The sequence below is a fragment of the Petralouisia sp. genome (assembly GCF_056822245.1).
In genome coordinates this window covers 1-13,882 of record NZ_JBQIOP010000009.1, presented here as the reverse complement: position 1 = coordinate 13,882, position 13,882 = coordinate 1, and the positions used below count along the sequence as shown (strand labels likewise).

Annotated in this window: 13 protein-coding genes; 11 read left to right on the top strand and 2 right to left on the bottom strand. The window is 47.3% G+C overall.

The features are described 5' to 3' along the window. Nucleotides 1-539 precede the first annotated feature (539 nt). The 9 genes from ACTO17_RS05200 to moaC all read left to right on the top strand — a co-directional run bounded on the left by ACTO17_RS05200 (nt 540) and on the right by moaC (nt 9,141). On the top strand, nt 540-1,472 hold the full coding sequence (locus ACTO17_RS05200; RefSeq protein WP_482557143.1) for an NTP transferase domain-containing protein: 933 nt from the start codon (nt 540-542) through the stop codon (nt 1,470-1,472). A 52-nt stretch (nt 1,473-1,524) separates the two neighbouring features. After that, nucleotides 1,525-2,547 (top strand): molybdopterin-binding protein, encoded by a 1,023-nt coding sequence (locus ACTO17_RS05195; protein WP_482557142.1) that lies wholly within the window; start codon nt 1,525-1,527, stop codon nt 2,545-2,547. A 57-nt stretch (nt 2,548-2,604) separates the two neighbouring features. Beyond that, nucleotides 2,605-3,654 carry an XdhC family protein gene (locus ACTO17_RS05190; RefSeq protein ID WP_482557141.1) on the top strand — a complete coding sequence of 350 codons (1,050 nt, stop codon included), beginning with the start codon at nt 2,605-2,607 and terminating at the stop codon, nt 3,652-3,654. 49 nt (nt 3,655-3,703) lie between these two features. Next, nucleotides 3,704-4,789: a GTP 3',8-cyclase MoaA gene (gene moaA, locus ACTO17_RS05185; protein ID WP_482557140.1), complete on the top strand. Its 1,086-nt coding sequence runs from the start codon at nt 3,704-3,706 to the stop codon at nt 4,787-4,789. A gap of 34 nt (nt 4,790-4,823) precedes the next feature. After that, nucleotides 4,824-5,765 carry a molybdenum cofactor synthesis domain-containing protein gene (locus ACTO17_RS05180; RefSeq protein WP_482557139.1) on the top strand — a complete coding sequence of 314 codons (942 nt, stop codon included), beginning with the start codon at nt 4,824-4,826 and terminating at the stop codon, nt 5,763-5,765. A 66-nt stretch (nt 5,766-5,831) separates the two neighbouring features. After that, nucleotides 5,832-6,698: a molybdate ABC transporter substrate-binding protein gene (modA, locus tag ACTO17_RS05175; RefSeq protein WP_482557138.1), complete on the top strand. Its 867-nt coding sequence runs from the start codon at nt 5,832-5,834 to the stop codon at nt 6,696-6,698. Nucleotides 6,699-6,737: 39 nt separating this feature from the next. Next, nucleotides 6,738-7,442, top strand: coding sequence for a molybdate ABC transporter permease subunit (gene modB, locus ACTO17_RS05170; RefSeq protein WP_482557137.1), 705 nt, complete (start codon nt 6,738-6,740; stop codon nt 7,440-7,442). Nucleotides 7,443-7,532: 90 nt separating this feature from the next. Further along, on the top strand, nt 7,533-8,633 hold the full coding sequence (locus ACTO17_RS05165; protein ID WP_482557136.1) for a sulfate/molybdate ABC transporter ATP-binding protein: 1,101 nt from the start codon (nt 7,533-7,535) through the stop codon (nt 8,631-8,633). 40 nt (nt 8,634-8,673) lie between these two features. Beyond that, the gene (moaC, locus tag ACTO17_RS05160) at nt 8,674-9,141 is read left to right on the top strand and encodes a cyclic pyranopterin monophosphate synthase MoaC (protein WP_172536432.1); all 468 of its coding nucleotides are present in this window, start codon (nt 8,674-8,676) and stop codon (nt 9,139-9,141) included. A 28-nt stretch (nt 9,142-9,169) separates the two neighbouring features. Here moaC and ACTO17_RS05155 read toward each other — a convergent pair whose 3' ends face one another. Beyond that, nucleotides 9,170-9,802, bottom strand: coding sequence for a Crp/Fnr family transcriptional regulator (locus ACTO17_RS05155; protein WP_172536431.1), 633 nt, complete (start codon nt 9,800-9,802; stop codon nt 9,170-9,172). Between the two features lie 113 nt (nt 9,803-9,915). Between ACTO17_RS05155 and ACTO17_RS05150 the strand changes: the two genes are divergently transcribed. Continuing rightward, entirely contained in the window at nt 9,916-11,262 is a 1,347-nt protein-coding gene (locus tag ACTO17_RS05150; protein WP_482557135.1) for an MATE family efflux transporter, read from the top strand. 82 nt (nt 11,263-11,344) lie between these two features. After that, nucleotides 11,345-12,124, top strand: coding sequence for a mechanosensitive ion channel family protein (locus tag ACTO17_RS05145; RefSeq protein WP_482557134.1), 780 nt, complete (start codon nt 11,345-11,347; stop codon nt 12,122-12,124). 95 nt (nt 12,125-12,219) lie between these two features. On the opposite strand, the gene ACTO17_RS05140 is transcribed toward ACTO17_RS05145, so the two are convergent. After that, nucleotides 12,220-13,410 (bottom strand): AAA family ATPase, encoded by a 1,191-nt coding sequence (locus tag ACTO17_RS05140; protein ID WP_482557133.1) that lies wholly within the window; start codon nt 13,408-13,410, stop codon nt 12,220-12,222. Nucleotides 13,411-13,882 lie beyond the last annotated feature (472 nt).

Here is a 13,882-nt window from a genome sequence, read left to right as displayed (position 1 = left end):
GGATTTCCCCTTCATGAAAAGCAGCCCTGACTTGTTTCCAGGGAACAGGTTCCTGCCCTGTTTGGCTGTCTGTTGGCGGTTGCAGCTTGTGAATATTACTTGCTGTGAGAGGTGTGAGCTTTTTATTATTTACAGAATGTGCTGCAGCTTGTGAATGATGGGATTGCTATGAGATGCTGGTTGCGTTCTGGTTATTCGTAAAGTTGCTAAATAGTAGAAGTGTTGAAATTTTGAAAGGTTTAATTTGGGAAGGTATGCTTCTCAAATCCGGGAATTACAGAACGTATTATATTTCGATACACAGGGAATGGCGGACTGCCCTTTCTCTAAGCAAACGGTTCAAGGGCGTATTTAGCGCAGGCGAAATCCACTGCTTACGGAGACTTGGGAAGGAAGGCTTTCCTGACTTCCGTGGTCGAAGTTGCAGTTAGTTCGCCGGAGCGTTGCCCGGTTCGCGTGAGAAAGGGCAGTCCGCCATTCCCGTCCGTATCCAAAAATAAAAAGTTCCCTAAAATATTTTCAGGAAAGGAGCCCCCATCATGAAAACAGCCGCCCTCATCGCAGCCGCCGGAATGTCCACCCGCATGGCCCAGTTCAAACAATTAATGAAAATCGGCAGCCGCACCATGGCAGAACGGGTGATTGTGAATTTTCAGCAGGCAGGAATAACTGAGATTGTCATGGTAACCGGATACCGCAGCGATCAACTGGAAAAAGAACTCCGGAGCTTTGGAATTACTTTTTTAAGAAATCCCCGGTACGAAACCACCCAGATGTTTGATTCCGCAAAAATCGGTCTGGAATATCTGAAGGAACGCTGTGACAGCGTATGCTTTTGTCCGGTGGATATTCCGTTTTTTATGGAACAGACCGTGGAAATTCTTCTGGATCAGCAGGGCGATATCATTCAGCCGGTTTTCCAGGGGAAAGCCGGACACCCCATTTTACTTCGGGCATCTCTGATTCCTGCCATTTTGGCCTATCAGGGAGACGGCGGGCTGAAAGGCGCCTTGAACTCCATTGAAAACCTGAAACGCGTCCGGGTGCCGGTAGAAGATGAAGCCGTACTGATGGACGCGGACACCAGAGAAGATTTCAAACGGTTGGTGGATGTCCACAATTCCAGGCTGATACACCCGAAGATTCAGGTGACTCTGGTGAATCACAAAGGGTTTTTTGATGAAATGACACTGGAACTGCTGAGAAAAATCGCAGCTTCCGGTTCTGTCCGGGAAGCCTGCGGACAGCTTGGAATTTCCTACAGTAAAGGCTGGAATATCATTCAGAATGCAGAAGACGGTATGGGCTGCCGGATTGTAGAGCGTCAGCCGGGCGGACGGGGCGGAGGTACGGCCAATGTAACCGAACGGGGGAAGAAGCTGCTGAAGCTTTTTGAAACTTATGGGGAACAGTTAAATAAAATCAGCGGCGAATTGTTTCAGGAAATTTTTTTATCCGGCGATTTGTTTTGAAAAAATAGACGGTACGGCATAGTTTATAACAGCCCGGAAAATGGAGGAAATCATGAAATTGATGAAAACAGAAGAGGCGGCAGGCCAGGTGCTCTGCCATGATATTACAAGGATTGTTAAAGGCGTATCCAAAGACGCCGTGTTTCGGAAAGGCCATGTGATTACAGAAGAAGATATCCCAGTGCTTTTAAGCGTAGGAAAAGATCATATTTATATTTGGGAAAAGCAGGAAGGGATGCTCCATGAAAATGAAGCCGCCAAGATTCTATACCATATCTGCAGAAATGAGCATATGCATCCCACTCAGGTGAAAGAAGGAAAAATTGAATTGATTGCCGACTGCGACGGACTGCTGAAAATTGACCGGAAAAAGCTGAAAGCAGTCAATTCCCTGGGAGAGATGATGATAGCCAGCCGCCATGGGAATTTTCCGGTGCGGGCGGGGGATAAAATTGCAGGAACCAGAATTATTCCCCTGGTCATTGAAAAAGACAAAATGGAGCGGGCAAAGGCAGTGGGCGGCAATGCTCCGATTTTCCAGTTAAAACCGTTTCAAAAGAAAAAAGCCGGAATTGTCGCAACCGGAAATGAAGTGTATTATGGAAGAATTCAGGATACCTTTACCCCTGTGGTGGAGGAAAAACTGGCGGAATATTCTGCGGATATCATCGGCCGTGAAGTCAGCGGCGATAACCCGGAACAGATAGAAGAGAAAATCCGTCTTTTGCTGAAAAAGGGCGCGGAGCTGATTATCTGTACCGGCGGTATGAGCGTGGACCCGGATGATAAGACGCCGGCGGCAATCCGCAGGGCGGCGGCAGAAGTTGTGACTTACGGGGCGCCGGTGCTGCCGGGAGCCATGTTCCTTCTGGCTTATACCAGGCAGGACGTGCCCATTCTGGGACTGCCGGGCTGCGTGATGTATGCGAAACGGACAATTTTTGATTTAGTTCTTCCCAGAATTATGGCAGGAGAAAAATTGGAAAAAGAGGATTTTGACATTCTGGGCGAAGGGGGTCTGTGCCTGTCCTGCCCGGTCTGTACGTTTCCAAACTGCGGATTTGGGAAGGCATAAAATATGCTTGCAGATGCTTCGTATGAATTGTCATGAGACAGAAAAGAGGGATAGAACATGCTGAAATTTTTCAAAGCGCTCAGAGAATTAGAACCAAATAACCGAAATCTGGCTGTTACTTTGTTAGAAAGAGAATTTTTTGGGGAAAAACTGCTGATTTCCGGCGGTTCTGTTGTTTATCAGTCGTCAGAATCCATGCCGGGCCCGGTTTATCTGCCCAAACTGTCAGAGATTCAAAACACCGGTATCTGTTCCGTTGAGGGAACCCGGATGTTTTGCGAGATTTTGGGCAGGCCGAAAAAGATTGTCATCTGCGGCGGCGGTCATGTGTCTTTTCCTATTATAAAAATCGGCCGTATGACGGGATTTCAAATTCATGTGTTGGAGGACCGTCCCAAATTTGCAGACTGGGCCAGAGCTGCAGGAGCCCAGGAAGTGACGTGTCAGCCATTTGCCCAGGGACTTGCTGCTGTTAAAGGCGATAAAGATACCTTTTTTGTGGTTGTGACCCGGGGACACCGCTACGACCAGATTTGCCTGGAATCCATTGTGGAAAAAGAACATGCCTACATTGGAATGATCGGCAGCCGGCGGCGGGCGGCCAAAGTAAAAGAAGCTCTTTTAGAACAGGGAAAAGACCCGGAGGCAGTGAACCGCATTTACACGCCCATCGGACTGGATATCGGCGCCGAGACCCCGGAAGAGATTGCAGTGGCAGTTATGGCGGAACTGATTCAGGTGAAAAACAGGGAAAAAAGAAGCTTTGGTTATTCCAAAGAATTGTTGGAATACATTCTGGACCGTCAGGAAACAAATGCAAAGAATGTGCTTGCCACCATCATCATGCGCAAAGGTTCTGCTCCGAGAGAAACAGGCACAAAAATGCTGATTCTGCCGGACGGAAACTGTATTGGCACCATCGGAGGCGGCTGTGCGGAGGCAGAGGTGGTAAGAATTGCCCGTTCCATGAGCCGTAACGGCAAGGAACCATGCAGACTGTGCCATGTGGATATGACAGGAGAGGACGCGCAGGAGGAGGGCATGGTCTGCGGCGGCGTCATAGACGTCCTGTTAGAGACGATTTTTGGTACATCGGACATTAAATGACAATTTGCGCTGCCGACGGCGGGTTATAGAAGGGAAAAGAGATTGAAAAATGAGAGACAGCTATGGAAGAATCATAGATTATATGCGGATTTCCATTACAGACCGCTGCAATTTGCGATGCCGCTACTGTATGCCGGAGGGGATTTCCCAGGTTCCCATGGAAGAGATTTTAACTTATGAGGAGATAGAGGAACTCTGCCGGGCGGCTTCGGAACTGGGGATCAGCAGGCTGAAAATTACCGGCGGCGAACCGTTAGTCCGTTCCGGCTGCCCCCGGCTGATTGGAATGCTGAAAAAGATTCCCGGAATTGAGCAGGTAACCATGACCACCAACGGCACTCTGCTGAAACAGTATTTGCCGCAGCTTTTAGACCATGGCTTGGACGCCGTAAATATCAGCCTGGATACCTTAAATCCTCAGATTTATCAGCAGATTACCGGGAAAAACCAACTGCATGAGGTATTAGCAGGGATTGGGCAGGCCCTTAAAGCAGGACTTACGGTTAAATTGAATGCGGTGCTGCAGCCCGGCATAAACAGCAAAGAATGGTTAAGCTTGGCAAGGCTCACAACGCAGTATCCATTGGATGTGCGCTTTATTGAAATGATGCCCATTGGCTGCGGGAGAAGTTACCGGCCCGTCAGCAATCAGGAACTTCTTTTGCGTCTGAAAGCCAGTTACCCGGACCTTAGAACAGACGAAAGCATCCGCGGAAACGGCCCGGCCGTCTATTACCGGATTCCACGGGCAATGGGAAGCGTGGGCTTTATCAGCGCCCTTCATGGAAAATTCTGCAGCGGCTGCAACAGGCTGCGGCTGACCGCGCAGGGGAAATTAAAACCCTGCCTGTGTTTCGAGGAAGAAGTGGATGTGATGGAAATTCTGCGGGGAAAAGAAAAAAAGGATACAATGGAAGTTCTGCAGGAGAAAGAAAAAGAAGATACAATGGAAGTTCTGCAGGAGAAAGAAAATTCCGCCTGCAGAGAAGTGCAGCAGCGCAGCAAAGCCGCCGTCCGAAAAGAGCTTTTGAAACAGCGGATTGCCCAGGCTGTCAGCCAAAAGCCCCGGGAACATCATTTTGAAACAGCGGGACAAATCACAGAACGCAGGCAAATGGCCCAAATCGGCGGGTAGAAAAAAGAGAGGCATAAAATTGGAGGAGCATCAGATGGGAAAAATTACAGCAATCTGTATCAGTGATAAAAAAGGAACTCAGAAAACAGAAACCGATCATGCAAAGCTGATAGAAAATTTTGGAATTGCCGGGGACGCCCACGGAGGAAACTGGCACCGGCAGGTGAGCCTCCTTTCTCTGGAAAAGATCGAAGAATTCCGGCAGAAAGGGGCCGATATAACATACGGGGCATTTGGAGAAAATCTGGTGGTGGAGGGATTTCACCTGTCTGAAATGACCGTGGGAACCTGTTTTCAGATTGGGGAAGCAGTGCTGAAGCTCACCCAGATTGGTAAGGACTGTCACAGCCATTGCCAGATTTACAAGGTGATGGGCGACTGCATCATGCCAAGAGAGGGCGTGTTTGCAGAAGTGCTGACAGGGGGCATAATCCGGCCCGGAGATGAAATCAAAGCGCTGCCCCTTCTGGCTCACCGCCCCTTTACCGCTGCAGTGCTTACCTTAAGCGATAAAGGATATGCCGGGGAGCGGGAGGATCAAAGCGGGCCTCTGATTCAGGAAATTCTCAAAGGGCAGGGATACGAAGTGATAGAAAAACTCCTGCTTCCGGACGGCAGAAAGTCTCTGGAAAAACAGCTTTGCAGACTGGCAGACCAACGGCAGGTGAATCTGATTCTCACCACAGGCGGAACGGGATTTGCAGAACGGGACGTTACTCCGGAAGCCACAGCGGCAGTCTGTGACCGGATGGCCATGGGCATTGCAGAAGCCATCCGCCAGTATTCTTTGACCATTACCGGGCGGGCTATGTTAAGCCGGGCAGTATCCGGTATCCGGAAAAAAACCTTGATTGTCAATCTTCCGGGAAGCCCAAAAGCCGTCAAAGAGAGCCTGGAATACATACTCCCCCACCTGGGACATGGACTTGGAATTCTGCGGGGCACAGCAGGAGAGTGCGCAAAAGAGCTGCGGTAGTGCGGCGATGAAATGGTGAAGAGCATGAAAAGAAAAATACCGATAATCAGGAAAAAAAGAATATGGATGCTGTTACTGGCAGCGCTGCTCATCTTTTGCATATCCGCTTGCGGAAGGAAAAACGGGCAGGAAAATAAAGAAACCGAAACCGGCCAGTCTGCAGCGGAAAACCTGGAGGAAACAGAGATTCAGATTTTTCTGGCAGCCAGTCTGAACAGAGTGACAGAGGAACTGGCAAAGGAATATCAGAAGCTCCATCCGGAGGTCTCTGTTTCCTGCAATGCAGACAGCTCCGGCCGGCTGTTAACGCAAATCCAGGAAGGCTGTACATGTGATATTTTCTTTCCCGCTGCGCAAACGCAAATGGATCAATTGGAAAAAGACGGGCTGATTGTGGATGGAACCAGACAGGATGCAGTGAAAAATCAGCTGGTGGTTATTACAGGAAAAGGCAGCGGCACAGCCGTAAAAGGACTTGAAACTTTTGGAGAGGCAGCCAGCGTTGCCCTGGCAGGCGGAAGCGTTCCGGCAGGCAGATATACCCGTCAGGCGCTGATGAATCTGGGAATTCTTGAAAAAACACAAGATCCTGCTTCCATTACTGCAAGGCAGGTGCAAAAAGCCCTGGGCGGTACGGAAATCAGCGAACAGGACAATGTAAGCAAGGTGCTTCTTGCAGTTGTGGAAGGTTCCTGTGAAGTGGGAACTGTGTATGATTCAGATACTTACGGGTATGAAAAGGAGCTGGAGATTCTTCAGACTGTCAGCCCGGAGCTGACTGGAAGCATTGTTTATCCCATCGCACAGGTGGTAAATCCGGAGGCAGATGAAGCAAAAAGCAGGGCAGCCCGGGAGTTTATCTCATTTATCCTGTCTGATGCAGCGAAAGAAATCTTTGAAGCATACGGTTTTGACACCAGTGCAATGCAATAAATGTCTGCCGTGTTTTCACAGAAACAAATGGAGTTATCAATGGAAGAATTGAAAATTATTTTGGAAAATCTGGATTGGAGCCCGCTGCTGGTATCCCTGAAAACAGGATTTGCGGCAACTGTAATTTCCTTTTTTCTGGGAATTTACGGCGCATACAGAGCGATGAAAACATCCCCTTTAAAAAAATCAATCCTTGACGGCCTTCTGACCCTTCCTCTGGCGCTGCCCCCTACCGTGGCAGGATTTTTCCTGCTTCTGGTGTTCAGCAAAAGACGGCCTGCGGGAAGTTTTCTGTATCATACCCTTGGCATTCAGGTGGTGCAGTCCCAGGCAGGCTGCGTCATTGCCGCTTTAGTTATTGCCTTTCCCCTGATGTACCGGACTGCCAGAGCGGCCTTCGAACAGGTGGATATTAATTTGATATACGCAGCTAGAACCCTGGGCATGTCGGAAGCCAGAATTTTCTGGAAAATAGCAGTTCCCTGCGCCGGTCCCGGGATTGCCTCCGGCACAATGCTGACGTTTGCAAGAGCTCTTGGGGAATATGGGGCCACATCCATGTTAGCGGGGAATATTCCTGGAAAAACAGCCACTATTTCTCAGAAAATAGCCATGGTAATGCAGGACGGGGATTTTCGGACGGCAGGAATCTGGGTGCTGATTGTGATTCTGATTGCATTTCTCATTCTTGTGCTGATGAATCTGGCGGCGGGGAAAAAGAACAGAATGGTAAAACGATGGTAACGGCCCAAGTTTATGCCGATTCAAATATTCAGGGTGAAAGGCCCAAAAGAGGTGCAGTACATGGGATTTTCATTTCAGGAGGTGCGGAACATGGGATTTTCATTTCAGATAGAAAAAACACTGGGAGAATTTAAACTGAGCCTGAAAGCGGAAAGCCAGGGGAACCGATTGGGAATTCTAGGAGCTTCCGGCTGCGGAAAGAGCCTGACCTTGAAATTACTGGCGGGGATTGAAACGCCGGATGCCGGTCATATACGGATTGGAGAAAACCTGCTGTTTGATTCCGGACAAAAGAGAAACGTAAAGCCTCAGAACCGGCGGATCGGCTATCTGTTTCAGAATTACGCATTGTTTCCCCATATGACGGTGGCAGAAAATATCGGAGCCGGACTGCAGGGCAAGTCAGCGGGAACGCTGAAAACCAGATGGTCAGGGAAGAAAATTCAACGGCAGAGGCGGGTTCAGGAAATGATGGAAAAATTTCAGCTTACAGGTCTGGCAGACCGGCTGCCGGGAGAATTGTCCGGCGGACAGCAGCAAAGAGCTGCCCTTGCAAGGATGATGGCCTGCGGGCCGGAGGTGATTTTGTTAGACGAGCCTTTTTCTGCATTGGATGTGTTTTTGAAAGATCAGATGCAGCGGGAGTTGGAAGAGCTGCTGGCGGATTTTCCCGGACTGGTGATACTGGTTTCCCACAGCAGAGACGAAATTTATCGGTTTTCGGAGGAATTACTGGTGATGGAGCAGGGGCATGAGGTGATATTCGGCAGGACAAAAGAAATATTTGCAAATCCCCGTTACCGGGAAGCGGCCCGCCTGACCGGCTGTAAAAATATTGCGGACGCCAGGCGGATAGACGTTCACAGACTGGAAGTTCCGGACTGGGGAATCTGTCTTTGCCTGGAACGTGAAATACCCGATGGCGTTACCGGCATTGGCTATCGCGCCCACGATTTTGTGCCGGTGTGGGGCGGCAGAAGGAATCATTGCCTGAGCGTGCAGGTCAGGCGCATGGCGGAAATGCCCTTCGAATACCACTACTATCTGCAGCCTGTCTGCCAATCCGGGCAGCAAACTGTTCCAAGGCAGTCCCTCTGTTGGTTTGTGCAGAAGGAGAAGCATATTCAGATCGAAGAAAGGGGTTTGCCCGACTATTTAGAGCTAAAGGAAGAATGTATGATGCTGTTTTAAATATTTGTGATAGGGAACACAGAAAAAGAGAGGAGAGAAAATGGAACTGACACATTTTGATGAAAACGGAAAAGCAGTGATGGTGGACGTAACAGGCAAAGCAGTCACAGACAGAACCGCCGTGGCAGCAGGGAAAATCACCGTAAACCAGGCAGTATACCATGCGATTGAAACGGGGACCGTGGAAAAGGGAGATGTTCTCGGCGCAGCGGCCACTGCGGGAATTATGGCGGCGAAGAAAACGGCGGAGCTGATTCCCATGTGCCATATCCTTCCCCTGACAAACTGCAGGATAGAATTTGAGAAAAACAGCGAAAGAAGAGAGATTCTCTGTTACTGCACGGTGAAAGTAACCGGAAAAACCGGAGTGGAAATGGAAGCTTTGACCGGAGTCAGCATCGCCCTTCTGACCATTTACGATATGTGCAAGGCATTGGACAAGCATATGAAAATCGGGGAGATTTATCTTCTGAATAAAACCGGAGGGAAGAGCGAATTTAATCGTTGAGAAACGGGCTGAACCAAAGCTTTCCTGATTAGAATCCTGTATCCTTCAGCCGGTATCTGCCCCTTCCGGTTTTTTCAATTTGTCCGGTACTGCATAATTTTTTCAGCACCCGCTGCAGCTGCCTTCTGCTGCAGTGAATCTGATGGATAGCCGCCTCCAGGCCGTTCAGTTCATGGGCAGGAGAGATATTTTTCATATAAAGAAGCACCCGCTCCTCTGTGGTTGAGGCGGGGACGTCAATGGAAGTAAAAAGCGCTAACTTATCACCGTAGGACTTAAGAAGCAAATGGAGAAACCGCAGGTCGCAGTGAAGCTGTTTCTGATAGTTTGTCATGGACAGGGCAATGCAGGTGACTTCTGTTTTCGCCGATGCAAAGAAGGGCGGGTTTCCCTGCCTGGAAAATTCAAGATCCCCAATCAGCGTGGGACTGCTGCTCTGATTGACCGGGGAAATGCCTCCGTCCTCACGGATGCCGTAGATTTGAATGGTTCCCCGAACCACAAACAGCAGATCTTCCACAGGGGCATCCGGAGTAGTAAGGAACTCCCCTTTTTCATAGCGGCAGAGGTGAAAGGACAAGTCAGGGGTATCGAAATAACTGCGGATTTGTTCTTTCGAAAGCCAGTATTCAATTTCTGCCGCATCATATATTTTTTCCATAAAATACACATCTTTCTTTTCATTTTATTTTTTCCTATTGTGCCATATGGCACAGAAAAAATCAATGTAAATTGTTATAATGGCATTGAAAATAAAGAAGCGAGGGAAAGAACATGGAAAATGAAATTTTTAAAGATTCAAATATTTCAAAATCATATCTGCGTCTGTCTCTGCCGCTTGTCCTGAGCATGGCGGTGGCGTTAATTTACAATCTGGCAGATACTTATTTTGTTGCCCAGAGCAATGACACCAACCTTGTGGCGGGCGTTTCTCTGGGGATGCCTTTGTTCACGCTGCTGATGGCCTTCGGAAATATTTTTGGACAGGGAGGCAGTTCTCTGATTTCCCGTCTGATGGGCCAGAAGGACGAGCAGGGGGTGCGCTGCGTCAGCTCTTGCTGCTTTTATGTCACAATCTTTGCCGGCATTTTGATTGCCGCTGTGATGCTGATGCTTCGTGTGCCCCTTCTGTATGTGTTAGGAGCCAGTGAGGAGACGTTTGTCCATGCGTCAAATTATTATATTTATCTGGCAATAGGCGCTCCGTTTATTATGGTTTCATTTATTCATTCCAATTTGCTGCGGGCGGAAGGGATGTCAAAAGAATCTATGGCGGGCACTCTGATCGGCACGGTGGTGAATATTATACTGGACCCCATTTTTATTTCTGTTCTGGGGTGGGGCGCAAGCGGCGCGGCCATTGCCACTGTCATCGGATACGTATGTGTAGACGTTTTCTTTCTGATTGCAGTGGCAAAGAGAAGTAAAATACTGTCGCTGAATCCCAGGGAACTGAAGGTGCCGGCAGGGCATTTGTGGCAGATTTTTGGAATTGGCATACCTGCGGCCCTTGCAAATCTGATGCAGAGCGTCAGCGTGGTACTGATGAATCAATTTCTGCTGCCTTTTGGAAATGACAAAATTGCGGCAATGGGAATTGTGCTGAAAGTAAATATGATAGCCCTTCTGCTGCTGACCGGGTTTGCGTTTGGGGGACAGCCCTTGTTTGGATATTATTACGGTTCCGGTGATAAAAAAAGGATGTGGGAGCTGCTCCGGTTCTGTTTCCGGTTTATCAGCGTCATTGCGGCTGCTTTGACAGCAGTTATTTTCCTGCTGGCTCCGTTTTTAATGCGATGCTTTATGGATCAGGAAACCATTATCAGCGACGGAACCGTAATGCTCCGGTGGCAGGTTATTACAATGGTATTTGTGGGCATGATACTTTTGCTGACGATTGTGTTTCAGTCCATGGGGAAGGTTACGGCATCCTTTCTTTTATCCATCAGCCGGCAGGGGGTTGTTTTTCTGGCAGTTCTTGCAGTATCATACCGCATGGGCGGATATATGGGAGTGATTGTGTCCCAGGCCGCTGCAGATTTGATAACGGCGGGAATTGCTGGAATATTGTTCTGGAAAGAGCTTTATTCTGTCAGAAATTATCGGGAATGCGCTCCATGATTTTAATAAAAGTTCACACTGGAAGAAACAGAAATAATTTGATATAATTTGAGGAAATTGGAAGATATTTATGGAGGTAAATATGAATAATTTGCTCAAAATAGGTTTGTTTGTGGCAGTGGGTCTGGCGCTGAACCAGTTTGTGAATTTATGCTACCGGCTTGCGTCCAGGAAATCAAAGGCAATTCATCTGCATTTTTTAAAAAGCGCGATTAATGTATTTATAGATGTAATTATCATTTACAGTCTGGTTCAGCAGTTTGAAATTACCAAAGATATCAGCAAGGCCCTTCTGCAAAGCGGTACTTTGATTGTGGCAATCGCCACATTTGCCGCACAGCAGGCGCTGGCAAATGTGATCAGCGGCATTTCTGTTTCCGCTTCCAAGCCCTATAACGTGGATGAAAAAATTCGGGTGCTGCAGGGCGGGACTGTAATTGCGGAAGGCATGGTCATTGACGTTACCATAAGACATACGGTAATCCGCCAGTTCAACGGAGAATGCTGTATTGTGCCCAATTCCATTATGGATTCCGCGGTGATTATCAATACTAATTTTACGGAAAATGTAGGGAACTTTATCGAGGTGGTGGTCTCTTATGAGTCAGACATTGAGAAAGCTGTTTCTGTCATGAAGGAGATATGCGCAGACCATCCGCTGGCCATAGACACTGACAAGAGCAGCGTCACTGTCAGCGGCTTTGCAGCCGACGGCGTCACCTTAAAGACCACCATCTGGACCAGAAACTTAAATGACAGTTTTCGGGCCTGCAGTGATATCCGGGCGGATCTGGTAAAGGCTTTTAAGGAAAACGGCATTGAGATTCCGTATCAGACGGTGACGATCCACAACCAAGCGTGAAAATTTACTCCTTTTTGTGCTGTTCAATGATACATTGGTGCTCCTTTTCTTTGTTGTAACTGATGCCTACTAATAAAATATTTCCGGTGTAGTTCTCAATCCAGGAAGCATATTGCTTTTTTGAATTCTTCGGAACGCTGCAAGGACTGGATGACGCCGCTCCATTCTGAATCATCTGTTGCATTCAGAAATTCATTTGCGATTTCCTGATTGGGAATGAATACTTCATCTGTTGATTCATCGAAGGTTAAATACCCAAGATGTACCAACAGTGTAAGAACATCGTCCTTAGAGGCAAGGGTTGTCATATCGTTTTGAAATTTTCTGGTATTGATTTTACAGCGGCCGTTTCCCAACATAATTGTGACTGCTTCTTTTAGGCCGTCAAAATTCATGTCAATGTAAAATTTCAGCGCCTCATAAGTTTCCGTACCAGTCCAATAGCTTTTAAATTTTCTTCGGCGTATGGCATCTACAACGGATTTAGGATTGTAAATATGCTGTCCATTTAACAGATATCCGTCATACCAGTTCCGGAGCATGGAAAAATCCAGTTCTTTTTGGGTGCATAAATGAAAGGCCTCATCTTCTGTAAATCCAAAAAAATCAGTCAGTTCAGCAGGATCGATCATAGAATATTCATCGAAAATATTCAGTGCAGAGTGCTCTCCGTATTTCTTTATGGGAAGGATTCCTGTCATATATGCTAATTCCACATAAGTTTGTCCTTTAAAAAGTCCCCGCAGAAAATCCAGATAATTTTTCTGGAGGGATGTATTTTCTTTGGCTATGCGGAAGGGACAATCCCATTCATCTATGATAAATATAAATCCTTCTCCTGTGTGCGTGAAAATTTGTTTCAGGACATTTGGCAGCCCGTATGAGTCCACCTGGAAGCAATTGCCGTATTCTTCCCGCAGTTCTTTTATAATCTCTTCCTGGATTTTATCAATGAAAATATTAAGATGGGAATCATGAAACAGAAACTGCTGAACATCCAGGCGGATCACATTATGCTGATTGAAATGTTCTGAAAAATGTTCATCTTTTTCGGCGGATTTTCCCATAAACAGATCATGGGAGTTACAGCCTTTGCTGTAGTAGGCAGTCAGCATATCTGCCGCCATGGATTTTCCGAAACGGCGTGGGCGGCTGACGCATACATTTTTCTGCAAGGTATTTAAAATGCTGTTTGTATAGGAAATCAGCTGGCTTTTGTCTACATAAATGACGGAATTTACAGCTTCCTGAAAAGCAATGTTTCCTGGATTTACATAAATGCCCATAGTTCTCTCCAATCTGTGCGTTCAACAATATGTGTTCCGTTCAATTGCGTATCGATCTTTTGTGTGGTGTTAATAGTATAGCTTTTTTTCTGTGAAAAGCAACTTATTAAAAAGTGAATTCCACCCACAAACAGAGGATTTTCCTAAAACACTTGCGAAGAAAAGCCAATCAGGGTATAATATCGGGAGATATGAACAAGACGGATTTATTACTCCGGCGGTTAAATATTGCAGTATCTTACTTGCCCAAACCTCCATCTGCTACGTTGTGCCCGATAAAGCGGGGCAGACCCTCATCAATCGCTGTAGCACTCGCTACAGCTCAATCTTCCGCCTTGCATATGAAGATTTGTTCTGCGTAATCTACTGCGATATTTAACCGCCGGAGTAATAAATCCTTTGATCAGGAGGAGCATATGATTGATTTAAAATTTTTACGGGAAAATCCCGAAACAGTAAAGGAGAACATCAG